This window comes from Chitinophaga sp. NPDC101104 (genome assembly GCF_050277495.1).
In the GTDB taxonomy this organism is placed as follows: domain Bacteria; phylum Bacteroidota; class Bacteroidia; order Chitinophagales; family Chitinophagaceae; genus Chitinophaga.
Map to the genome: position 1 here is coordinate 136,970 of NZ_JBNNSF010000001.1, position 23,331 is coordinate 160,300.

20 protein-coding genes are annotated in these 23,331 nt (G+C 55.0%); 12 read left to right on the top strand and 8 right to left on the bottom strand.

What is annotated here, in order from left to right; genetic code table 11:
- Positions 1-40: 40 nt before the first annotated feature.
- From gcvT to ACQKLP_RS00660, 3 genes are all read left to right on the top strand, one after another.
- Positions 41-1,129 (top strand): glycine cleavage system aminomethyltransferase GcvT, encoded by a 1,089-nt coding sequence (gene gcvT, locus ACQKLP_RS00650; RefSeq protein ID WP_427319094.1) that lies wholly within the window; start codon positions 41-43, stop codon positions 1,127-1,129.
- 86 nt (positions 1,130-1,215) lie between these two features.
- Positions 1,216-1,689 (top strand): SRPBCC family protein, encoded by a 474-nt coding sequence (locus ACQKLP_RS00655; RefSeq protein WP_427319096.1) that lies wholly within the window; start codon positions 1,216-1,218, stop codon positions 1,687-1,689.
- Between the two features lie 14 nt (positions 1,690-1,703).
- On the top strand, positions 1,704-2,429 hold the full coding sequence (locus ACQKLP_RS00660; RefSeq protein WP_427319098.1) for a 2-phosphosulfolactate phosphatase: 726 nt from the start codon (positions 1,704-1,706) through the stop codon (positions 2,427-2,429).
- A gap of 78 nt (positions 2,430-2,507) precedes the next feature.
- On the opposite strand, the gene ACQKLP_RS00665 is transcribed toward ACQKLP_RS00660, so the two are convergent.
- Positions 2,508-2,954, bottom strand: a complete 447-nt coding sequence (locus ACQKLP_RS00665; RefSeq protein WP_427319100.1) for a DoxX family protein — start codon at positions 2,952-2,954, stop codon at positions 2,508-2,510.
- A 274-nt stretch (positions 2,955-3,228) separates the two neighbouring features.
- On the opposite strand from ACQKLP_RS00665, the gene ACQKLP_RS00670 reads away from it, so the two are divergent.
- Positions 3,229-6,963 carry an SNF2-related protein gene (locus tag ACQKLP_RS00670; protein WP_427319102.1) on the top strand — a complete coding sequence of 1,245 codons (3,735 nt, stop codon included), beginning with the start codon at positions 3,229-3,231 and terminating at the stop codon, positions 6,961-6,963.
- Here the strand turns inward: ACQKLP_RS00670 and ACQKLP_RS00675 are convergent.
- Both ACQKLP_RS00675 and ACQKLP_RS00680 read right to left on the bottom strand, forming a co-directional pair.
- A complete protein-coding gene (locus ACQKLP_RS00675; RefSeq protein ID WP_427319104.1) occupies positions 6,956-7,654 on the bottom strand; it encodes a response regulator transcription factor in 699 nt (232 codons plus the stop codon). The two genes, ACQKLP_RS00670 and ACQKLP_RS00675, sit on opposite strands and share 8 nt — an antisense overlap.
- Positions 7,651-9,141, bottom strand: a complete 1,491-nt coding sequence (locus ACQKLP_RS00680) for a sensor histidine kinase (protein ID WP_427319106.1) — start codon at positions 9,139-9,141, stop codon at positions 7,651-7,653. Before ACQKLP_RS00680 ends, ACQKLP_RS00675 begins: the two co-directional genes overlap by 4 nt.
- Before the next feature lie 118 nt (positions 9,142-9,259).
- Between ACQKLP_RS00680 and ACQKLP_RS00685 the strand changes: the two genes are divergently transcribed.
- Genes ACQKLP_RS00685 through ACQKLP_RS00695 form a run of 3 tightly spaced genes read left to right on the top strand, consistent with a single transcriptional unit; the run spans position 9,260 to position 13,310 of the window.
- Positions 9,260-10,114 carry a hypothetical protein gene (locus ACQKLP_RS00685; RefSeq protein ID WP_427319108.1) on the top strand — a complete coding sequence of 285 codons (855 nt, stop codon included), beginning with the start codon at positions 9,260-9,262 and terminating at the stop codon, positions 10,112-10,114.
- 31 nt (positions 10,115-10,145) lie between these two features.
- Positions 10,146-12,872, top strand: a complete 2,727-nt coding sequence (locus tag ACQKLP_RS00690) for an outer membrane beta-barrel protein (RefSeq protein WP_427319109.1) — start codon at positions 10,146-10,148, stop codon at positions 12,870-12,872.
- Between the two features lie 39 nt (positions 12,873-12,911).
- Positions 12,912-13,310, top strand: coding sequence for a hypothetical protein (locus ACQKLP_RS00695; RefSeq protein WP_427319110.1), 399 nt, complete (start codon positions 12,912-12,914; stop codon positions 13,308-13,310).
- On the opposite strand, the gene ACQKLP_RS00700 is transcribed toward ACQKLP_RS00695, so the two are convergent.
- Complete coding sequence (locus ACQKLP_RS00700) at positions 13,279-13,599, bottom strand: hypothetical protein (protein ID WP_205687108.1); 321 nt, start codon at positions 13,597-13,599, stop codon at positions 13,279-13,281. The two genes, ACQKLP_RS00695 and ACQKLP_RS00700, sit on opposite strands and share 32 nt — an antisense overlap.
- A 221-nt stretch (positions 13,600-13,820) precedes the next feature.
- On the opposite strand from ACQKLP_RS00700, the gene ACQKLP_RS00705 reads away from it, so the two are divergent.
- The gene (locus ACQKLP_RS00705; protein WP_427319112.1) at positions 13,821-14,714 is read left to right on the top strand and encodes a hydroxypyruvate isomerase family protein; all 894 of its coding nucleotides are present in this window, start codon (positions 13,821-13,823) and stop codon (positions 14,712-14,714) included.
- A 6-nt stretch (positions 14,715-14,720) separates the two neighbouring features.
- Here the strand turns inward: ACQKLP_RS00705 and ACQKLP_RS00710 are convergent, their stop codons facing one another.
- The 3 genes from ACQKLP_RS00710 to mqnC all read right to left on the bottom strand — a co-directional run bounded on the left by ACQKLP_RS00710 (position 14,721) and on the right by mqnC (position 17,370).
- The gene (locus ACQKLP_RS00710; protein WP_427319114.1) at positions 14,721-15,272 is read right to left on the bottom strand and encodes a GNAT family N-acetyltransferase; all 552 of its coding nucleotides are present in this window, start codon (positions 15,270-15,272) and stop codon (positions 14,721-14,723) included.
- 106 nt (positions 15,273-15,378) lie between these two features.
- Positions 15,379-16,029, bottom strand: coding sequence for a hypothetical protein (locus ACQKLP_RS00715; protein WP_427319116.1), 651 nt, complete (start codon positions 16,027-16,029; stop codon positions 15,379-15,381).
- Positions 16,030-16,245: 216 nt separating this feature from the next.
- Positions 16,246-17,370: a cyclic dehypoxanthinyl futalosine synthase gene (gene mqnC, locus ACQKLP_RS00720; RefSeq protein WP_427319118.1), complete on the bottom strand. Its 1,125-nt coding sequence runs from the start codon at positions 17,368-17,370 to the stop codon at positions 16,246-16,248.
- Between the two features lie 134 nt (positions 17,371-17,504).
- Between mqnC and ACQKLP_RS00725 the strand changes: the two genes are divergently transcribed.
- The 4 genes from ACQKLP_RS00725 to ACQKLP_RS00740 all read left to right on the top strand — a co-directional run bounded on the left by ACQKLP_RS00725 (position 17,505) and on the right by ACQKLP_RS00740 (position 21,753).
- Complete coding sequence (locus ACQKLP_RS00725) at positions 17,505-18,725, top strand: aspartyl protease family protein (protein ID WP_427319120.1); 1,221 nt, start codon at positions 17,505-17,507, stop codon at positions 18,723-18,725.
- An 81-nt stretch (positions 18,726-18,806) separates the two neighbouring features.
- On the top strand, positions 18,807-20,045 hold the full coding sequence (locus ACQKLP_RS00730; RefSeq protein WP_427319122.1) for a M16 family metallopeptidase: 1,239 nt from the start codon (positions 18,807-18,809) through the stop codon (positions 20,043-20,045).
- Positions 20,046-20,049: 4 nt separating this feature from the next.
- Positions 20,050-21,333 (top strand): M16 family metallopeptidase, encoded by a 1,284-nt coding sequence (locus ACQKLP_RS00735; RefSeq protein WP_427319124.1) that lies wholly within the window; start codon positions 20,050-20,052, stop codon positions 21,331-21,333.
- Between the two features lie 66 nt (positions 21,334-21,399).
- Positions 21,400-21,753 (top strand): phage holin family protein, encoded by a 354-nt coding sequence (locus ACQKLP_RS00740; RefSeq protein WP_126249236.1) that lies wholly within the window; start codon positions 21,400-21,402, stop codon positions 21,751-21,753.
- 3 nt (positions 21,754-21,756) lie between these two features.
- Here the strand turns inward: ACQKLP_RS00740 and ACQKLP_RS00745 are convergent, their stop codons facing one another.
- The gene (locus tag ACQKLP_RS00745; RefSeq protein WP_427319126.1) at positions 21,757-23,331 is read right to left on the bottom strand and encodes an N-acyl-D-amino-acid deacylase family protein; all 1,575 of its coding nucleotides are present in this window, start codon (positions 23,329-23,331) and stop codon (positions 21,757-21,759) included.

Genomic DNA, 23,331 nt, shown 5'->3' on the forward strand with positions numbered 1-23,331 from the left:
CGGCCCGAAAGCCGGTTACAACAAAAAAATGAATAAACACATGAAAAACACGCCATTTACGCACAAACACATTGCGCTGGGAGCCAAGATGGCCCCATTTGCGGGATACAACATGCCCATTTCCTATTCGGGTATCAACGATGAACATGCCGCCGTGCGCAACAGTGTAGGCGTATTTGACGTCAGCCACATGGGCGAATTCATCCTCAAGGGCGAAAATGCGCTCGACCTCATCCAGCGCGTAACGAGCAACGACGCATCGAAGCTCACTGCCGGCAAGGCGCAGTATTCCTGCCTGCCGAACAACGAAGGCGGGATCGTGGACGACCTGCTCGTGTATTGCATCGAGGAGAACAAGACCTACATGCTGGTGGTGAACGCGAGCAATATCGAGAAAGACTGGAACTGGATCAGCCAGTTCAATACCAATAACGTAGACATGGAGAACATTTCCGACAGAACCTGCCTGCTGGCCATCCAGGGCCCCAACGCCACGAGCGTGCTGCAGACTTTGACGGACGTGGACATCGTCAATATGAAATACTACACCTTCGCGAAGGGGACCTTCGCCGGGGTGGAAAACGTGCTCATCAGCGCCACCGGCTACACCGGAGCTGGCGGGGTCGAGATTTATTTCGAAGACAAAGACGGCGCGGCAGACAAGATCTGGGACGCGATTTTCGAAGCGGGTGCATCCAAAGGCATCAAGCCTGTGGGCCTCGGCGCGCGCGACACGCTCCGCCTCGAAATGGGCTTCTGCCTATACGGGAACGATATCGACGACCGTACCAGCCCCATGGAAGCCGGCTTGGGATGGATCACCAAGTTTACCAAAGACTTCCCCTCCCGCGCGATCTTCGAAAAACAGAAAGCCGAAGGCGTACAGCAGAAACTGGTCGGTTTTGAAATGGTGGACAAAGGCATCCCCCGTCACGACTACGAAATCAAGGACGCGGAAGGCAATGTGATCGGACGGGTTACCTCCGGCACCCAATCTCCCTCCCTCCAGAAGGCTGTCGGCCTCGGATATGTAAAAACTGCGTTTGCAGCATTGGATTCCGATATCTATATTGCTGTGCGCGATAAACTGCTGAAGGCAAAAGTGGTGAAAGTGCCCTTCCTCGGATAATTCCGCGGAACGCATACCAATTCTGCCCGGCGCAGCGTTACAGCAGCACACCCAAGACGACCATATCTTTAAACTGTATAACCGCTATGCCAAGTATTCATCTGACCACGGTCATTCATGCGCCGTTGCAAAGGGTCTTCGACCTGAGCCGGAGCATTACCCTGCACAAACGAAGTATGTCGCACCTGAAAGAGGAAGCCATACGAGGGCGGACCAACGGGCTGATCGAGTACGACGAAACCGTGACCTGGCGCGCCCGGCACCTGGGTAAAAACAGGGAGCTGACCACCCGGATCACCGCCATGGACAAACATGGGCACTTTACCGACGAAATGGAAAAGGGCGATTTCACCCACATGAAACACGACCATTTTTTCAGGGAAATCGGGAACGGAACGGTGATGATCGACGTTTTCGAGTTTGGCGTACCTTACGGCGTTTTCGGGAAATGGCTCGAAAAACTGTACCTGCGGAAATACATGGTCCGCCTGCTGGAATTACGCAATCAAATCATCAAGGAATACGCAGAGAGCGAAAAGTGGCGTGTGATCCTTGATTAATATATAAAGAAAGAATGAGCGAGATTAACAAACCCAGGCTGGAAGTATGCCTGTCTCCCGCACTGCTGCACCTGTTCGACGTAAAGAACAGCATCGTGGTGATCATCGACGTACTGCGGGCCACCTCCACTATCTGTACCGCGCTCCATAACGGCGCCGCCAAAGTGATACCCGTGGCTACGGTGGAAGAATGCGTGAACATCGGCCGCCAGCTCAACGCCATCACGGCGGGCGAGCGCGACGGCAAGATTGCGGACGGGCTGCTGCACGGCAATTCCCCTTTCGAATACCCGGTTGAGTTTATCGACGGAAAGGTGCTGGTGCTGACTACCACCAACGGTACCAAGCTGCTGCACATGGCCAAAGACGCTGTGCAGATCATCACCGGATCGTTCCCGAACATTTCTTCCGTGTGCGAATACCTCATCTCACAGGGTCAGAACGTGATTTTGGGATGCGCGGCGTGGAAAGACCGGGTAAATATGGAAGATACGCTGTTCGCCGGTGCGGTGGTTAGCCGTATCAAGGAGCATTTCGACGTCAACTGCGATTCCGCACTGGCCGCCGAAACCCTCTACCATAGCGCGAAGGGCGACCTTTTCGGGTTCATGAAGCAGGCGTCGCACTTCCAGCGGCTGGCCCGTTACGGCCTGGAGGAAGATATCCGCTTCTGCCTTACGCCCGATGGTGCCAATGTGCTGCCCATCCTGCAGAACGGCGAATTGATAAAAGAGAAGTAATTGCGACTACGCATACACGTAAAAGGGTGAGTTTCATAATGAAAACTCACCCTTTTTGGTTGGTCCGGGCGATGGGTTTTAAGCCAGCGCGCCGGAAGATCTCTTTTGTTTCAGCAGATTGTCTACCGACCATGCGCCACCGCCGCCCAGGGCAAACGCCAGGGTGATGAGGAGGGCGAAGAGCGGAGAGGCTACATCTACCATCCCGTTACCGGTATTGGCTTTGAGGATCACTGCCACGACCATCGTGATCACGAGCGACCAGGAAGCCCAGCGGGTGAAAAGGCCGAGCGCCAGGAGCAATCCGCCGGCGAATTCGGCTATGGTAGCGAGCAGCCCGAAAAAGGTGGGTGCGAACGAAATGCCGAGGAAATTCATGGCCCCGCCGATCATGGCCCACAATTGCGCACCACCGGCCAGCTTTTGCCAGCCGAAGTAGAAGAACAATAAGCCCACGCCAACGCGGAGAATGGTAAGGCCGAGGTCCTGGCCTTTAGAATTACTGATAGAAAGGGTGTTTCCCATAGAAAGATTTTATACAAAAGTACAGCAGGAGCCCCCCGGTACTCAATGGATATTTTTCCATTTGAGGTGTACATTTTTTTGCGGGTACGGCAGGATTTAGGACCCGTTTCAGCGATTCTTTTTGGATTTTTTTGCTTACTTTTGTGGATTGCCTTTTTTTGAGCCGTCATTGTATGGAATAACGAAGAAAAACAGAAGAATCGAGTGAAGATCCCGACAGCGCCAAATGTCATAAAACCCCGGCTCAAACAAAAGAAGGCATCACAAGGAAAGCATGTCGCTACCCCATTTATTAAAATACGTATATAATAACGGCACCGACGAGGTGATCCGAAGGGGGAAACGCATATTCGCAACCGGCGGCGTAGAGCTGCTCGAAGGCGATCCCGTACTGCGCTCGGCCTCGTTCCGGGTGAAGAGCGATACGCATGCCAATTTCTATAAAGTTACCATCAGCAAATACAACGAGCCGGCTACGATGAGCGTGCGCTGCCAATGCCCCTATAACCTGGGAGACATTTGCCGCCACGAAGCCGCCGCCCTCTTCCAGCTCCAGGAAATGCTGGACAGGAACCATTTCGATGCGTTCGACACGCAATACGACCAGCAACACACGCTGATCAAGATGAAGTCGATCGATCTGAAGACCATCAAACTCCTTACTTCCAATACCATCATCTCCGAAGCGGACCGCATTCTGCGGAAAACGCAGGCCGTCATCAAATCCGCCAAAGACGAGAAAGTGGAAGCCGAACTGCGGACCGAAGGGAAGAAATATCCCCTCATCCTCCAGCGGAACGAAGAACGCAATTTCGACACGCATTGTACCTGCGACGAGCACGAGCATCCGCTCTGCGTCCACAAAACTGCGCTGTTCCTGCAGCTCCTCACCGCTCACGGGCCTTTCTATTTCGATACGCTCCGTAACTGGGACAAAGAGAAGAACAAACTTCTCTCCTCCTACGGTTATTCGCTCAGCGACGATCTCGAAGGCAAATTCGCGTTCTCCTACATGAACGGGAAACCCTTCCTGCGCGTGCTCGACCCCACCATCAAAAAAGTGGAGACCGTTGCCGCCGCCAAATCCGAATCGGCCCCGGAACCGGAAGAAACGCTCACTGTATCCAGGCGACTGGGCGTGGTGCTCAATGCCAACGACAAACTGTTCCCCTACTTCCAGATGGAACTGGTGAGCGGAGACGCGAACGAAGAAGAAACGGAATTCGTGTCGCTGGTAAACCGTATCGACCTGGGCAAATACGTCGACTTTTACCTTTTCAAGGAGAAAGACCGCGACCTCATTTCGCCTATCCGCAAGCTGCAGCACACCGAAGTCAACAAGTTCCTCAACAAGAACTCCCCCTTCGCCGGCATCTGGGAAAACATCATGCACGAAAGCGAAAGCGGCCTGCCCATGGAAACCATGGAGCTCATCGTGGAATACCTCCAGCCCAAACTCGCCAAGCTGTTCCCGCTGCTGACCGATCACCGGCTCGTGTTCCTCCTGCGCGACGGGCAGTTGTTCAAAACCAAGAACCTGCAACAGATCCAGGTATCCGGATATCCCCTCAAACCTTACTTCAAAGCCGGCAACGGCGGCGATCATATAGAAGTGACCGCTTGGGTAGACATCGACGGCGAAGCCGTGAACGTATCGGCCAACCAGTGGGCCAGCCCGCTGCTGTTCCTTTACAACAACACCCTGCATTACTTCAACAATCCGAAAGATTCCATCCACCTCCTGCAATACCAGGAGCATAACGCCGTGCGCGTGCCTACCAACGAGTGGCAGGATTTCCTCAAGGAATCCATCCTCCCGCTGGGCAGGGAATACGCCGTTCAGTACGATGCGTCGCTGCTGGCGGAAGTGGACGACGTGATCCCCGAAAACCGCGTCTACCTGAAAGAAATGGGCGAAACATTCGTGATCCAGCCCGCGTTCTCCTATCATGGGCACGACGTGGAATGGAACGAGGAAACCCGCATCACCGTTCAGGAAGGCAATAAAGTACTGGTGATCCACCGGAACAAGGAAGCGGAAGATAATTTCGTGAACAGCATCCGCGCGCTGCACACCAACTTCTCCGTCAACAGCAACTACAACTATTTCTTCCTCCGCGCAAAAGAAGCCCTGAAGAACAACTGGTTCTTCCTCTTCTTCGATGCGCTGAAGGAAATGGACGTACGCGTTTTCGGCTTCGAGCAACTGCGGAACTTCCGCTTCTCGGCGCAGAAACCCGTCACCAACCTGCAGATCAGCTCCGGCATCGACTGGTTCGACGCGCAGGTGGAAGTGGTATATGGCGATCAGAAAGTCGGGATACGCGACATCAAGCGCGCGCTCGCCAATAAACAGAATTACGTGCAGCTGGCAGACGGCTCCCTGGGCCTGCTGCCGGAAGAATGGCTGAAAAAATATTCCCTGCTTTTCAAGATCGGGGAAGAAAAAGATAAAGGCGCCGGCCTCAAATTGAGCAAATACAACTTCTCGGTGATCGACGAGCTGTATGAGTTCATCGACGACGAAGCCATCCTTGTCGAGCTCGACGAAAAGCGGCGCAAACTGCTCCAGTTCGACGAGATCCGCAGCGTAGACCTGCCCGGCAACCTCAACGCCAACCTGCGGCCTTACCAGGAAAGCGGCTTCCAGTGGCTCAATTACCTCGACGAAGTGAAGTGGGGCGGGATTTTGGCGGACGATATGGGTCTTGGTAAAACCGTGCAGGCGCTTACGTTCATCCAGCACTACAAGAACGAGCACGAACAATGCACCATGCTGGTGGTTTGCCCCACCACGCTGATCTACAACTGGGAGAACGAGATCAAGAAATTCACACCGGGCATCACCTATCACATCCATCACGGCCCGCAACGCCTCCGGATTTCGGAGGAGCTGGGGGCTTTCGATGTCATCATCACTACCTACGGCACCCTGCGCAGCGATGTGCAGCTGCTCATGAAGATCGATTTCGATTATGTGATCCTCGATGAATCGCAGGCGATCAAAAACCCGCAGTCGAAGGTGACCAAGGCCGCGCAACTGCTGAACACCCGCAACCGCATCGCGCTGTCGGGTACGCCCATGCAAAACAATACCTTCGATATCTACGCCCAGATGAACTTCCTCAACCCGGGGATGCTCGGCAGCGTAGACTTCTTCCGCAACGAATTCGCCACACCGATAGACAAGTTCCAGGACGAGGAAAGGAAAGAGCACCTGAAAAAACTCATCTATCCCTTCATTCTCCGCAGAACGAAGGAACAGGTGGCCAAAGACCTGCCGGAGAAAATCGAGACCGTCATCTTCTGCGAAATGGACCCGGAACAGCGCCATATCTACGACGCCTACCGCAACTCCTACCGCTCCAAGATCCTCGGCGTCATCGAAGATCAGGGGATGGAACGCAGCCAGCTCACGATTTTGCAGGGCCTCATGAAGCTCCGCCAGATCTGCGACTCGCCCGCCATCCTCAACGAAGCGGAAAAATATCCCAACCACTCCGTGAAACTGCATGAGCTGACGCGCGAGATCTCTGAAAACATCAGCAATCACAAAGTGCTGGTATTCAGTCAATTCCTCGGCATGCTCGGCCTCATTAAAGACCGCCTCGCCCATCAGAAGATACCGTATGAATATTTCGATGGCTCCACCAGCACCATGGACCGCGAAAAAGCCATCCAGAACTTCCAGAACAACGAGGAATGCCGCGTGTTCCTCATTTCCCTCAAAGCCGGCGGCGTAGGTCTCAACCTCACCGCGGCCGACTACGTCTACATCGTAGACCCCTGGTGGAACCCCGCGGTGGAACAACAGGCCATCGACCGGACGCACCGTATCGGGCAAACGAAGAACATCTTCGCCTACCGCATGATCTGTAAAGACACCGTGGAAGAAAAAATCCTGGAACTGCAGGAACGGAAGAAATCACTGGTGAAAGACATCATCGCCGACGATTCCGGCTTCATCAAAAAACTCACGAAAGAAGACGTGCTCTACCTCTTCAGCTAATCAACTTATACCCCACCCCGCGAATATTGACGATCTGGATTTTCGGATCGTCTTTCAGATACCTGCGCAATTTTGTGATGAAAACGTCCATGCTGCGGGCGTTGAAAAAATTATCGTCGCCCCAGAGATCGAGCAATACCGGCCGGCGCTCCATCACCTGGTTCCTGTGCCGGCAAAGGCGCAGCAGTACTTCGGACTCGCGGTGCGAGAGGTACTCCGTGTATCCGTTCCGCGTGAGTGTCTGCTTGTAGGGCTGAAAAAGGAACTGGCCGATGAGGATTTCGTCTTCGGACGGCGGAGGCGGTGCCGCGTGTCCGCCAAAACGGGCCAGCAGCGAGCGTATGCGGACGATGAGCTCGTCCATGCTAAAGGGTTTTTTCAGATAATCGTTCCCCCCGGATTCAAATCCTTTTACCACATCCGCGGTTTGCGATTTGGCGGTGAGGAAAATGATGGGTACCTGCTTGTCGGTTTTCCGGATTTCGGTGGTGAGCGAGAATCCGTCGAGGTTGGGCATCATGACGTCCATCACGATGGCATCCGGTTTGTGCTGGCGGAACAGGCGAAGGCCTTCCACGCCGTCTGCCGCGCAGATCATTTTAAAACCGCGGGTTTCGAGGCTGTCTTTCACGATCTGTGCGAGTTGCCATTCGTCTTCGATGAGTAATATGACGGGTTGGGATGGGCTCATGCTGCGGGGATTTCCAGTTGAAATTCGCTGCCCTTGTCGGGCTCGCTTTTTACTTTGATGCTACCGCCGTGTTTCTCGGCGATCTTCTTCACATAACTCAATCCAAGCCCGAAACCTTTTACATTATGCAGGTTGCCGGACGGTACGCGGAAGAATTTATCGAAAATGCTGTTGTGATAACCATGCGGGATGCCGATACCATTGTCTTTCACCGAAATGCGCACCCATCCCGGCCGGCGGGCCACATGCACGGAAATTTCAGCCGGATCGTTGGAATATTTGATGGCGTTGTCGACCAGGTTGTTGATGGCGTGGGAAAGATGGGTGGGATCGGCGAGCACGAGCGGGTCGGCGAGCAGGGTATAGCTGAAATCGATTTTTTTACCGGATTTGAGGCGGTGGTTGGAAATGATGTCGGCGATGATATCATTAAGGTCCACCATTTCGGGTTGGAGCATCACATCCTCCTTTTCTTCCGCGGCGATGTGGAGCACTTTTTCGACGAGGTCGCCCAGGCGCTGGAGCTCCTGCCGGGAGATGCGGAGGTAATTGGCGGTTTTCTGCGGATCGGCCAGGGCGTTGAACCGCTCGAGCGCCTCCACGGCCGCGGATACGGTGGCGATGGGGGTTTTCAGCTCGTGGGTCATGTTATTGATGAAATCGTTGCGGACTTCCGATAGTCTTTTTTGCCGGAGGATCGTGCGAAGCATATACAGGAACGAGCCGACCGTCAGCAGCAGCAAAACAGCCGTGGCGGCGAGGCTCCCGGTCATCCGGCCGAGAATATGCGGCATGGGGCTCGCGAAAATAGCGGTAACAAAGATGTTGTTGATGGGATTGAAAGGGATGATGGTGGTGCGGAACGGCGATTTGGGGAGGGATTGAAGGGTTTCGTGGTTGAGCGCGAGCGTATCCAGCTGGAAGCCGGTATTGATCCCCCGGTTACCCAGCTCTATCCGGTAAAGACTGTCTAACTGGTTGATAGTAAGCGAGGTGCGATAAAAATCCCTTCTCACGAGCACTTCCGAAATTTTCCGGGACAGCGTATCCGTCAGCTGGCGGATCTGGGTGTCGCGGCGCACCATGTGCAATTCGACGTTCTCCCCTTCCGGCGGGATCCCGAATTCGTCGGCCGGAAGCGCCCGGCGCGCGGGCCCTGCAAAGAAGTATGCGTTCTTGACCACGGCGCCGGAAGCAGTTGCGGCGGAATCCAGGTCGCTCACGATGCGGGTTACCTGGCCCATGGGCGAGACGCTGTCTGGCATGGTGGAGGTGAACGTGAGGTTGAATTTGGACAGGCCGAGCACTTTGCCGGCGTCTCCGAACTGTTTATGGAAAACAGCCGTGCGGAGGGCGTCGTTGATATCGCGCTGGAATTCCTGCAGGCGGATCTGGTACGCCTGGTACAGCCAGTACCCCTGGAGCGTGAGGATGCCGAGGATGCAGGCGGTCATGAGCACGAGTATGTTTCTGATGCGGTTGCGCATGATGTAAAGCTATTCATTCTGATCCAACAGCCGCGAGACGCTTAACACTAATTAACAAACGTTATGAGTGGTTAACCCTTTTCCCGGGCCGGCTGCGTCATCTTTACGGAAAAAAGCCATGAAAACGTACCTGATTCTTTGTGCCGGACTGTTGACCGCCGCTGCCGTACAGGCGCAGCAGCCGTCTGGCGTGATCGAATACGAAGTGAACTCCAAGATCGAGCTGGGCCAGTTCAAGATGGTGATGCGCAGTGCCGACGGGTCGGTGACCACGAGCAACACGCCTCCGCCCGACATGCCGAACCTCATCACTTTCAACCAGACGTTCACCTTTGCCGGCGGGATGGGTAAGCTGGAAACGGAGAACGGCGGTAATATGATGCGGAAAATGACATTGGGCCTCCCTGCCGGCGGCGGGCCTCCGGGCGGAGTTTCCGTTTCGGCAGGTGTAGCCGGGGCGATGGCGGCTCCCGGGCCGGTTGGCCGGTCATCATCACTGCGCCCCCCTGTCACCAACGCAACGTATATTGACTTGCTAAACAAGCGGTATTTGTCGGTCCTCACGCAAAATAAAGATAGCGTGGTGGCCGGGGTTTGGTATTCGGAAGAAGATTACAAACCTGCCGCGGAAATAAAAACCTCCGGGAGAACGAAGACCATCGCGGGGTTCCGTTGCCAGCGGGCTACGGCCGTTGTGGGCGAAGAATCTTTCGTGATCTGGTACACCACCGAGATCCCGATGCTGTTTTCGCCGGTGAACGGGGTTTGGCCGCCGCAGGGCGTGGTGCTGGCGCTGGAAAGCGAGAAACGCTCGTATACGGCGAAGAAAGTGGAGCTGAAGCCCTTGCCCGACGCGCCTTCGTTGCCCGCGGGCGCGGAAAAGCTGACGGCGGTGCAGTTGAAAGAAAAACAAAGAAGCATCATGGAAGCGTTTCACAACGAACAACTGAAAAAATTACAGGAAGCGGAATAATTAACCCATTAGAAAAGACACAGCGCCCCTCATGAAGAAGATCCGTCAGATATGCCTGTTGACCATATGGCTGGTGCTCGGGATTGCCACCGCGTCCCGCGCCCAGCAACGCGAATTCCGTGTAACCGGCCGCATTACCGACCAGGCTACCCGCGAAGCGCTCCCTAATGCCCCCGTGGCCCTGCTGGGCAAGGATTCCGTGACGGCCGCCCATGCCGTGACGGACTCCCTCGGGCGGTTTACCCTTACGGCTACCCAGCGGGGCTCCCTGCGGCTGGTGATCGCTTACATGGGATACACGCAATATACCCGCGAGCTCCAGGTGTCGGATACCGCTACCTCCATTTCTGCAGGAAATATCGCCATGGCACCGAAAGGCATCAACCTCGCGCGGATCGATGTGGAAGGGTTCCGCCAACCGATCACCCTGAAAGAAGACACCATCGAATACAACGCCAGCTCGTTCAAAACAAAGGAAAACGCCGTTGTGGAAGAGCTGCTGAAAAAACTCCCGGGCATCACCGTGGAGCGCGATGGTACCATCAAAGCCGGTGGCGAAACGGTCTCGAAAGTGCTGGTGGACGGGAAGCCCTTCTTCGGCAACGATCCTAAAATGGCCACGCGCAACCTGCCCGCCGATATCCTGGAAAAAGTGCAGCTCATCGACCAGAAAAGCGAACAGGCACAATTTACGGGCATCCCCGACGGTCAAACCCAAAAGGTGCTGAACTTCACCGTGAAGGAAAATAAGCGCAGAGGGTTCTTCGGCCGGGCAACGGCGGGATACGGTACCGATAATCGGTTCTCCGGCAACGCCAACATCAACGCCTTCCGGAAAGATAAACAGTATTCCTTCATCGGCAGCGCCAACAACACCAACGGCACCAGCAATCCCGAAGGCGGATTGGGCAACATGGGCGGGTCAACGGGCATCTCCCGGAATTGGTTCGGCGGAGTGCAATACAACAACAGCACCTCACAGAAACTCAAAGTCAACGGCAGCTATCACGTCAACGACGGGCGAACGGAAACGGAATCCAACGGCAGCCGCCAAAATATTTTCCGGAAAGATTCATCGAGCTACGTCCAGGACGCGAATAACGGCCTCAACACGGCCACCACACACAATATGAATATGCGGCTGGAAGGAGATATCGATTCGTTTTACTCCTTCATCGTAACGCCGAACGTCGTGTACTCCAACAACGACAGTTACTCCCAACGCTTCAGCACCACGCTCGATAATGACCGGGACACCGTCAACACCAACCGTAGCAGTACGATCGCTTCGTCCAAAACGCCGAACATTTCCACCAATGCCCTGCTTCGCCGGAAATTCAGGAAAAAGGGACGTACGCTCAGCGCCAACCTCACCTACAATTACAATAACAGCGACGTCACCAGTTTCAACGAAGCCTACACCCGGTTTTCACTGAACGGGCAATCGCGGCTGGACACGATCGACCAGAAAGTGCAATCCGAAAATTCGTCGCGGCAGTACAACATCCGGCTCGCCTATACCGAGCCTGTTTTCCGCAACCGGTTCCTGGAGGTCAATTATACGTACAATAACGGCCTGAGCTCGTCTGACCGCTACACCTGGGACCGCAGCAAGCCCGGCGGGGAATATGATCTGCTGAACGACAGCCTCACCAATCATTTCAACAACATCACGGAGTACCACCAGGCGGGCCTCAACCTGCGCACGGAGAAGCTGAAATACAACTATACCGTCGGCTTCAACGTGCAGCGGAACATGCTGGAAAGCCGTAACCTGACGAAAGGGGAAACGATCGCCCAGGCAACCACCAACTTCTCGCCCACGGCGCAATTCGCGTATAATTTTTCGCAGAACAAGCGGTTCAAGATGACGTACCGGGGCAATACCTCCCAGCCTTCGCTCGACCAGTTGCAACCCGTTCCCGATCTCTCGAACCCATTGCTGATCAGGCAGGGAAACCCCGATCTCAAGCCTTCTTTTCAAAACATGCTCAACATTTCCTACAATACGTTCAACAAGGAGAATTACCGGAGCTGGTTTTTGGGGATGACGGGGATGGTCAACCTCAACAAAATCGTGAACGGGACTACGCTGCGCCAGGACGGCGTGCAGGTAACGAAACCGGTGAACATGAACGGGAGCTACAACCTGAATGCGTTTTCGGTGATCGGCCTGCCGCTGGCCAAATCCCAGAAAGCGGCCTTCAACTTCACGACGGAAGCGGGTTACCGCAAGGAGCCTAGTCTCGTGAATGGCGCCAAAAATTTCGCCAACAACCTGACTTTGGGGCAAGTAGTGAATTTCAATTTTAATATGCGGGACAAGCTGTATCTGGGAACAGAAGCCCGGGTAACGTTCAACGATGCGAGTTTCTCCGCGAGCCCGCAGAACAATGCGAAATATTTCAACTATGATCTCAGCCTCGATGGAGCGGTTACCCTGCCCTGGGATGTGGTGGTGAACGCACAGACGCTATATACCGCTACAACGGGCCGTGGAGAAGGGTTTGACCAACAGTTTACCCGCATCAACGCGTCTATCGCCAAAACATTCCTGCCCCGGCGCCAGGGTGTGCTGCGGTTGCATGTGTACGACCTGCTGAATCAAAGCGTGAGCGTCAACCGGACGGTGGCCGACAACTATATCGAAGACACCCGGAATATGGTGCTCCGCCGCTATTTCATGCTTTCCTTCACCTGGATTTTCAACCGGTTCGGCGGGCAAAACGGTGCTCCCCCGCCCCCGATCATCCGCTGACGGCCCGGAAAAATCCTATCTTCCCTGAAATCTGAACGCATGACCGAAGGTTACTCCGGCACACCGCTCTTCAAAAAACTGGGCATCCGCGAAAACACAAGATTGCGGCCGCTGCACGCGCCTCCCCATTACCGGGAACTGCTCGCCGGCATGCCGGCCACCGCAGAGATCGTGCAGCGGAATGCGGACGTCATTCATGCGTTTTACCAGGAAAAATCTTTGCTGGAAAAGGAATTGCCGGAACTGGCGAACGAAATCCCGAAAAACGGCAGCATTTGGGTAAGCTGGCCGAAAAAATCTTCCCGGATACCCTCAGACGTGTCGGAAAACGTGGTCCGGGATGTGGCCCTGGGGTTGGGGCTGGTAGATGTAAAGGTCTGCGCCGTAGACGCGGGCTGGTCTGCCCTTAAGCTCGTCTGGCGCCTTTCAAATCGTTAACCACACGTTTTTTGCCCTGCGCCGCCCAATGGTTCGAAAGGTAAACCACGAGCCGCGCAATGGTGAAGGTAGGGATGAAGTCCAGACCGGGAAACAGCTCTTCGATGAAGTTGAAGGCGCCGCCGAAAAGGCCTACCGGGCCACCGAACAGGCGGTAGAACACCACCGCCGAAATTGGCGCCCAGATCACATCGCTCACCTCCCCCAGCAAAGGCACCGCATAGCTGGCGAGGCCGATGAGGTCCATCACCACGCAAACGATCAGACTGGGAGTAGATTTTCTTTCCATACGCACGGGTTTATATCTATATAATCAAATTACCCGCCAAAAAGTTACATGGCAGGGTGCCATCATCCCCCGTTTTTCTCCTAAACGCTTGCCCCTGCTGCATGTATATACGAATGCGACTGGTCATTTGGATGCGCACCGCCATCCTTTCGCAGCCCGTCCGAAACTTGCATTCCGTCGGGAAAAGCCATATTTTCATGTCCGGTAAAATCGTCCACGTTATGACAACACCTTCATCCCGCAGAGATGCGATCAAAAAAGTAGCGACTATGGCACTGGCCGGCACAGCCCTTTCCTCCCTCAGCGAGCGCGTTTCCGCACACGAAAGCGCCGTGGGTACCGCCCTCAAAGGCAAAGTGAACCACTCCGTTTGCGCCTGGTGTTACGGCGGCATTCCGCTGGAAAACCTCAGCCAGGCGGCCCGAGACATGGGCATCAAAAGCATCGAGATCATTTCGCCCGAACAGTTCGAAACCATCAAGAAGTACGACCTCACCTGTGCGATGGTGGGATCTATTTCCAAAGACTGGGGCATTTCCCGGGGCTGGAACCGGAAAGAGCATCATGCGCCGCTGGTGGAATTCTACCGCGACCTGATCGACAAAACCTCCGCCGCCGGGTTCACCAATCTCATCTGCTTCTCCGGCAACCGCAACGGCCTCAGCGACGAGCAGGGCATCATCAACTGCGCAGAAGGCCTCAAACAGGTGATCGGTTATGCCGAAAAGAAAAAAGTAACGCTGGTGATGGAATTGCTCAATAGCAAGGTGGACCATAAAGATTACCAGTGCGATCATACGAACTGGGGCGTGGAGCTCTGCAAGGCCGTGGGGTCCGACCGCTTCAAGCTGCTCTATGACATTTACCACATGCAGATCATGGAGGGCGACGTAATCCGCACCATCCGGGAAAACCAGCAATTCATCGCGCATTACCATACCGGTGGCGTGCCGGGGCGCAACGAGATCGACGAAACCCAGGAACTTTTCTACCCCGCCATCATGCAGGCCATAGTGGATACCGGTTTCAAAGGTTTCGTGGCGCAGGAGTTTGTGCCCAAGCGGCCAGACAAACTGGCGTCCCTCCGCCAGGGCGTTCAGATTTGTGACGTATAAGGGAGGTCAGGTGCGGGATTTTTGCCAGTCGTGGCGCAACATCCCCATCACCACCATGTCTACATACTGCCCATGCAGCTTGGCGCTCTCCCGTAGAATGCCTTCGCGCGTAAAGCCCAGTTTAATGGGTATTTGCGCGCTTTTTTCGTTTTGGAGGACGAAGCGGACTTCCAGTTTATTGAGCCGGAGGGTCGAGAAGGCATAGGCTACGAGGCCGCGGCAGGCTTCCGTGACGATGCCTTTTCCCTGGTGGACGTTGCCAAGCCAGTATCCGATTTCAGCTTTCTGGAGGATGTGGTCCCAGCCGTGAAGGTCGATCACGCCGCAAAGCGCATCGTTGTACCATATCCCGAAAGCGACGGCTTCCTGCTCGTCTGCCTTTTGGAGCATCAGTTCGATGAACCGGAGGGAATGTTCTTCGGAAGTATTGTAATCGACCCAGGGCAGAAAGCGCCGGAGCGTTTTGCGGGAATCATGGATCAGCCGGAACAGGGCCGGCGCATCGTCCGTTTGCAGCTGGCGCAGCCGGATTTCGGTGTTGACAGGTATCTCTAGCATATGGTCGGGCAGGTAAACATAATAAAAAACCGGCTAAAACACCAACAGGCAACCCACCCGGAGGTAAGTCACCTGTTGATTTGATTATGACGGTACTGTACTACACTTAATTTCTGCCGATCAGCTGCTGCCGGGTCATATCAGCCACAACCTTGTTGGTGTACACCACTGCCATCCGCTCGGCGGACGCGGGGTCGAAGGTTTCTGTCTGGATGGAGTAGAGCAGTTGCTTATCGCTGATGCTATACAGGTTCGATTCGAGGAAATAGCGGGTATTGGTGGTGTAATAGCCGGGATCGTATACCCTGCCGTACATCCAGTTGTAATATCCCCACCAGCGGCCGTAGTATGGGCCGCCGAACGGTCCGTAAAAGTTATTGCCGGGCACGTAGCTTTTTTCTTTCGATTTATCGAGCATCACGATCGTGAGTACCTTGTCGATATCGCCTTTCCGGAGTTTGTTCAGTGCCTGTTCTTCCTTCAGCCCCCTGAATGCTTTGGGCCCGAATTCATCATATGCGGAAACTGCCTGGTATCCCTGCTTTTTGAGTGCCAGTACCATTTCTTTTTCCATTTGTCCACGCAATCTCCCTTCGCGGTCGTTCACGAGGCCGAGCACCATGATTTTCTGGTCTTTCTGCAGTGAGGTTTCCGGTTCCTTCCACGAAGAGGTCACTTTCGTGCTGGAACAGGCTCCGAGGAACAACACCAGTCCGGTCAATATCCCTGCGGTCAAAAGTTTCATCTTGGTCTTCATCGTTTGGTGTTTTTGTACCTGTTAGACGTTGGATGAGGACCAAATGATACACGCGATGCCCCGATTTAACATTCTTTTCACCGAACTGTTAAGGTATTGTAAATGCTTGTCATACAAGGATTTGACACAATAAAACTGCGTGTTTTCCGTTAGCGGGCTCCCTAACGCAAACTGCCGGCGCGATGGCCGGCAGTTGCTATATTCTTTTCGAGATAATTAGTAATTGATCACCTGTTCCTGGATGGATTCGGGGATGTCGCGGTATTCGTAGAGCTGGTTGCGGAGCTGCGGTTCGAAACCGGCTTCGCGGATGGCTTCCTGCATGGATTTGTAGGTGAACCTATGCGGTGCGCCGGCGGCGCTCACTACGTTTTCTTCGATCATGATCGACCCGAAATCGTTGGCGCCGGCATGGAGGCAGAGTTGCGCTACCTGTTTGCCTACGGTGAGCCAGGATGCCTGGATGTTTTTGATATTGGGCAGCATGATGCGGCACATGGCGATCATGCGGATGTATTCTTCTGCGGTAGACGTGTTATGGATGCCGCGGATGCGCGCCAGCAGGGTGTCTACGTCCTGGAACGTCCAGGGGATGAAGGCGGTGAAACCGTAGTGCCCTTCCGGTTTTTCGGATTGTACCTGCCGGATGTCTACCAAATGTTCGAACCTTTCGAGGAGGGTTTCCACGTGGCCGAACATCATGGTGGCGGAGGATGCGATGTTGAGCTTATGAGCTGCGCGCATCACGTCGAGCCATTCTGCTGCGCCGCATTTGCCTTTGGAGATGAGCCGGCGGACGCGATCGTTGAGGATTTCGGCGCCTGCGCCGGGCAGGGAGTCCATCCCGGCTTCCTTGAGGGCGCGGAGCACTTCGATATGCGTGCTTTTTTCGAGCTTGGTGATGTGCGCCACTTCCGGGGGGCCGAGGGTGTGGAGGCGGAGGTGGGGATAGAGCTGTTTAAGCTGGCGGAAAAGGTCTACATAGAACTTTAGCCCCAGTTCCGGGTGGTGGCCGCCCTGCAGGAGGAGCTGGTCGCCGCCGTATTTGAAGGTTTCTTCTATTTTGACTTTATATTCTTCAATATCAGTGATATAGGCTTCCTTATGCCCGGGGATCCGGTAGAAGTTGCAGAACTTGCAATTGGCGGTGCATACGTTCGTGGTATTCACGTTCCTGTCTATCTGCCAGGTCACCTTGCCGGAGGGTACCTGTTGCTTCCTCAGTTCGTTGGCGATTTCCATCAATTCGGCCAGGGGCGCGTTCTGGAACATGAAAACGCCTTCTTCCGCCGTGAGAAATTCAAACTGCTGTGCTTTCCTGTATAAATCCTGTAATTGCATCTTGTCAGCAAAGGTAGGGTATCCCCATAAATTATTTTGCCGCTTGTAAGATTTCGAAGCGCGGGGTATCGGAGGAAATGTTAAATTTAACTGGGATAGACGGGTGCGGTCGCCCGTCCGTTCCGCAAACTTATATGGGAGCCAAATCCATTTTTCACGTTATCATCCTGATCCTGAGCCTGCTGTATGCCCCGTGTGAAACCTACGCACAGGGAGCCGAAACCGCCCACCACGAGCCTGAAGCCCGGCTCATCACCCGCTTTCCCTTCAAGCAGTACTACGGAGGCGTTGTGGTCGTTTCCGCCCGCCTCAACGATCATCCCGACACCCTCCAGTTTTTGCTGGACACCGGCAGCGCCGGCATTTCGCTGGACACCGCCACCTGCGTGCGCCTCGGCCTGAAAGTAACCCCGTCGGATAAAGTGGTCCGCGGCCTCGCCGCCAGCAAGAACATCTCCTATGCGGCAGACAACACCCTTCACCTGCCCGGCCTCAGCGTAGACAGCCTCGATTTCCATATCAATAATTACGAGCTTATCAGCCAGGTATATGGCATCCAGATAGACGGCATCATCGGTTACAGCCTCCTCCACCGCTACATCATGCAGGTGGATTATGACAAGGAAGAAATCGCCATGTGGTCTAACGGCGCGTTCAAATATCCCCGCGGCGGACAAATCCTCAAGCCCAACCTGACCTTCATCCCCGTGGTGGGCGCCCCGCTCCGCAGCGGCAAGCGCAACGTGAACCACCGGTATTATTTCGATACCGGCGCCGGGATGTGCCTGCTGCTCACCACGCAGTTCGTGAAAGACAGCTCCCTGCTCGTGAAGCGCAAAGCCAAAGTGATCCCCACCGAAGCGCAGGGCCTCGGCGGAAAGATGCAGATGTACATCACCACCATGAACGAATTCCGCATCGGGAACTATACTTTCCGGAATGTGCCCACCTACCTGTTCGACGATATCACCAACATCACCTCCTACCCTTCGCTGGCGGGGATGATCGGCAATGACCTGCTGCGGCGCTTCAATCTTACCCTCAATTACGCCAAGAAGGAAATCCACCTCATCCCCAACACCCACTACCGCGATCATTTCGACTATTCCTACACCGGCCTCATCATTTACCTGATCGATAACCGGATCGAGGTGACGGACGTGATCCGCAATTCGCCGGCGGAAAAAGCCGGGTTCAAGGTGGGAGACGTGATCCTGGCCATCAACAACAATTTTTCCACCAATCTTCAGCTCTACCGCGACATTCTCAAGAACATCGGTACCCGCCCGAAACTGCTGCTCATGCGCAACAACGAGCTCATGGTAAAGCAGCTGCCCATCCGCAGCATATTGTAAGGAACGGCTTTTGTCGTAGATTTGCATGTTTCGGCCCGCCACTCCGGCGGTTGCCGGCAATTATTTTTATATATTCGGCATATGGTTCATTTTTCAAAGTTTACGCTGGATAACGGGTTGCGCGTGATCGTGCATGAAGACGCCACCACGCCCATGGCGGTGGTGAATGTGCTGTACGATGTGGGCGCGAGGGACGAAGACCCCCGCCAGACCGGTTTCGCGCATTTATTCGAGCACCTCATGTTCGGCGGAAGCGTCAATATCCCCGAGTACGACGAGCCCCTGCAAATGGCAGGCGGCGAAAACAACGCATACACGACCAACGACCTTACCAATTACTATATAGAGCTGCCCGCCGAAAACCTCGAAACGGCATTCTGGCTGGAAAGCGACCGCATGCTTTCCCTGGCGTTCTCCGAAAAATCGCTCGAAGTACAGCGGAAAGTGGTCGTGGAAGAATACAAGGAACATTACATCAACAAACCTTACGGCGACGTTTGGCATAAAATGCGCGAACTGGCCTACTCCACGCATCCCTACCGCTGGATGACCATCGGCAAGGAGCTGAAGCATATCGAAGACGCGAAGCTGGAAGACGTGAAGTCGTTCTTCTTCCGCCATTACCGCCCGCAGAACGCGATCCTCGTGGTGGCGGGCAAGGTGACGGAAGCGCAGGTGAAGGAGCTGGCCCAGAAATGGTTCGGCGACATTCCCAGCGGCGAGCGGTACGTCCGCCATCTGCCGCAGGAGCCGGTACAGGATGCGCCGCATTTCCTGGAGATCAAGTCGAAAGTGCCGCTGGACGCGCTGTACAAGGCGTACCACATGCCTTCCCGCATCGATCCGAAGTATTATGCGGCCGACCTCGTGAGCGATGTGCTCAGCGGTGGTGGTTCTTCGCGCCTGCACCAGGCGCTGGTAAAGGAAAAGAAACTTTTCAGCAACATCGAATGCTATCACTTCGGTAGCCTGGACGCAGGCCTGATGGCCATCGAAGGCAAGCTGGTGAAGGGCGTGAAGATGAAAGACGCGGAAAAAGCCGTGGAAGAAGAGCTGGACAAACTCCGCAACGAGCTCATCTCCGAGCGGGAATTGCAGAAAGTGAAGAACCGCGTGGAAAGCATGCTGGCATTCGAGGACATGGGGCTGCTGTCCCGCGCCAACAACCTCGCATTCTATGAACTGATCGGCGATGCCGCCGATATGAATACGGAGTTCGCCAAATACGAGGCGGTAACCGTGGCCGACATCCAGGAGCAGGCGAAGGCGATCTTCTCTCCCGCCAACGCCAACACGATCCATTATTACGCAGGAAATTAAGAATATGATCAACAGAAGACAGGCACCCGCAATAAAAGACGCAGTAAACTTCGACATACAACTCAAGCCGCTGGAGCAGTTCCGGCTCGACAACGGCATACCCGTATACGTGGTGCGCTCTTCCGAGCAGGAAACCCTGCAGCTGGAGCTGGTGTTCCCGGCAGGCAGCTGGTACGAATCGGAGAACCTCGTGGCCTCCGCCACCAACTTTCTCATGAAGAACGGCACCTCGGCGCATTCCGCGCTCGAGATCAACGAGATGATCGAGTACCATGGCGCTTATCTCAACCGTGGCGCCTTCCATGAAAACGCCACCTACACGCTCCACTGCCTCAGCAAGCACATCACCGAGCTGCTGCCCACGCTCCAGGAAGTGATCCAGGACCCGGTGTTCCCGGAACAGGAACTGGCGATCTTCACCCAGAACATGAAGCAGAAGCTGGCCGTAAACCTGCAGAAAAGCGAGTTCGTCGCCAACCGGCACATCGATAAATACCTCTTCGGCGAGTTCCATCCCTACGGCCGCGTGAGCAGCATGATGGCCTACGATGCGCTGCAGACCGAGAGTTTGCGCGGGTTTTATCAACAGCATTATACCTACAATAATTGCAGGATCTTCCTCGCGGGCAATTTGCCAGACAATATCATTCCTTTGCTGAACCAGTATTTCGGGACCACGAAATGGAACGGCGAACGGCATAATATTCGTCCGGAAATGCCGATCCTGCCTGCGGAAGAAAAGAAATACCGCATCTTCAACGATGAAAACGGCGTGCAGGGAAGCATCCGCGTGGCGAGAGCGTTCCCGAACCGCTACCATCCCGATTTTCCGAAGATGCTGGTGCTGAACACCATATTCGGCGGATATTTCGGCTCGAGGCTGATGAGCAATATCCGCGAAGAGAAAGGCTATACTTACGGCATCCATTCGCAGCTCTATAATTTCAGGCAGGCGGGCGCGCTCAACATCCAGACCGAAGCCGGACGGGATGTTTGCGAAAAAGCGATCGCGGAAATTTATCTTGAAATGAACCGGCTGCGCGAAGAGCCGATCCCGGAAGAAGAACTGAGCCTGGTGCGGAATTTCATGATCGGGTCTATCCTGGGCGACCTCGACGGCGCCTTCCAGGTGATCCAGCGGTGGAAAAACCTTATCCTCAACGATCTCGACGAAAATTACTTCTACAACAACATCCGTACGATCAAAACCATATCCGCGGAAGAGTTGCAGCAGATGGCGCGCCTGTACCTGGTGCCGGAAGATTTTTATGAGCTGATCGTGATCTGATACCGCAGCGGCTAAACATTCCGCGTGCTTTTTGTGTATTTTGTAAAAGCACTAACAAATTATCCAATGTTAGGAATTCTTATCCGGATCCTCGTGACGGCGCTCGCCGCACTGTTGACCGCGTACCTTTTACCGGGCGTCAAGCTCCAGGATTTTACGACGGCCCTGCTGCTCGCTATCGTGCTGGGTTTGCTCAACCTGATCGTAAAGCCTATCCTCGTCATCCTCACCCTGCCCGTGACCGTGGTGACCCTCGGCCTTTTCCTGCTCGTGATCAACGCGCTGATCGTGCTGTGGGCCAGCAGCCTGGTGAAAGGTTTCAAGGTAGACAACTTCTGGTGGGCGCTCCTGTTCAGCGTGGTACTGTCGCTCATCAGCAGTTTCATGATGTCGCTCGGGCCCGAAGACCGTGTAGACTGATCCTTACCGGCCCAGGCGCACCACCTGCCCCTTGCGGGCGCCGTTGTGCTGCCCGTTCTCGATCGTCAGCACGCCGTTTACGATCACATGGCTGAAACCGGTGGAATACTGGTGGGGATGTGTGAAGGTGGACAGGTCTTTGACGGTGGCGGGGTCGAAAATCACGATGTCTGCCGCGTAGCCCGGTACGAGCAGGCCCCGTTGCGCCAGTCTGAATTTCTGTGCCGGCAGCGAAGTCATCCGGCGGATGGCTTCTTCCAGCCCCAGCACTTTTTCTTCCCGCACGTATTTGCCCAGCACGCGGGCGTTGGTGCCGTAGCCCCGCGGGTGCGGTACGCCCACACCGAATTCGCGGATGCTGGCGTCTGACGCGAACATATTGAAAGGATATTTCATGATCCGCTTCACGTCCTCCTCGCTCATCCCGTGAAATACCATGCCCGCGCTGCCCTGCTGCACCAGGTCGAGGATGGTTTCCACTTCGTTGGTCAGCGTGCTTTTCTTCCCTTTTAACTTATTGATTTCGGAAATGTTCTTCCCGTTGAGCGTCGTGTCTGCCTCGAAATACGCCACTACGGCGTAGTCCAGGTTTTTGAGGCGGCGTTTTTTATAGATGCCCGTCATCTCCCCCACGATCTTTTTCCGGATACCGGGCGTCGTGAGCCGATACACGACGGAATCGTGCCCGCCGGAAAGCGCCCAGTCGGGCAGCATCGTTTTGAGGCTGGTGCTGCTGGCGGTGTAGGGGTATTGGTCGATGGTGACTTCCAGTCCATCGCGCCGCGCTTTCTCGATCATGCCTAATGTGACGGTGGAGCGGCCCCAGTTTTGTTTCCCGCCGATCTTGAAATGCGAGATCTCGACGGGGATATTGGCCTCCCGGCTGATGGTGAGCGCCTCGTTGATGGCGGCTTCCACGGCATCGCCCTCGTTGCGCATGTGCGTGGCGTAAACGCCGCCGTATTTCGCGGCGGCTTTGGCGAGGCCAACTACTTCGGGCGTTTGCGCGTAGTTGCCGGGTACATAGATAAGCCCTGTGCTGAGGCCTACCGCGCCGTCCTGCATCGCCTTTTCGACGAGGGATTCCATTTTCCGCTGCTCTTCCGCTGTGGGCGGGCGGTTGGTGCTTCCCATCACGGCTCGCCGGACGTCGTTATGCCCGATCAAAGATGCCACGTTGATGGAAATGGTCATACTGTCGAGCTGATGGAAGTAATGCGCGAGGTCGGTATTGGAGGAGCCGCAATTCCCGGTGATGACGGTCGTAACGCCGTCCATAAGGAAACTTTCGGCCGTGGGCACTTTGAATTCATCGTCTTCGATATGGGTATGCACATCGATGAACCCCGGCGCTACGATGCGCCCGCCGGCGTCTATGACCTTTGCGGCGCTGAGGGTTTGCGGAAGCCGCGTCACGGCGAGGATGCGCCCGTTTTTCACCGACACTTCGCCGTAATACCAGGAGTTGCCGGTACCGTCTGCGATGCGCGCATTGCGGATGAGGATATCGGCTTCGGATTGGGCGCGGCCGGCCAATGCGGCCAGCAGTGGGGGGAGAAGGAGCAGTTTTCTTTTCAT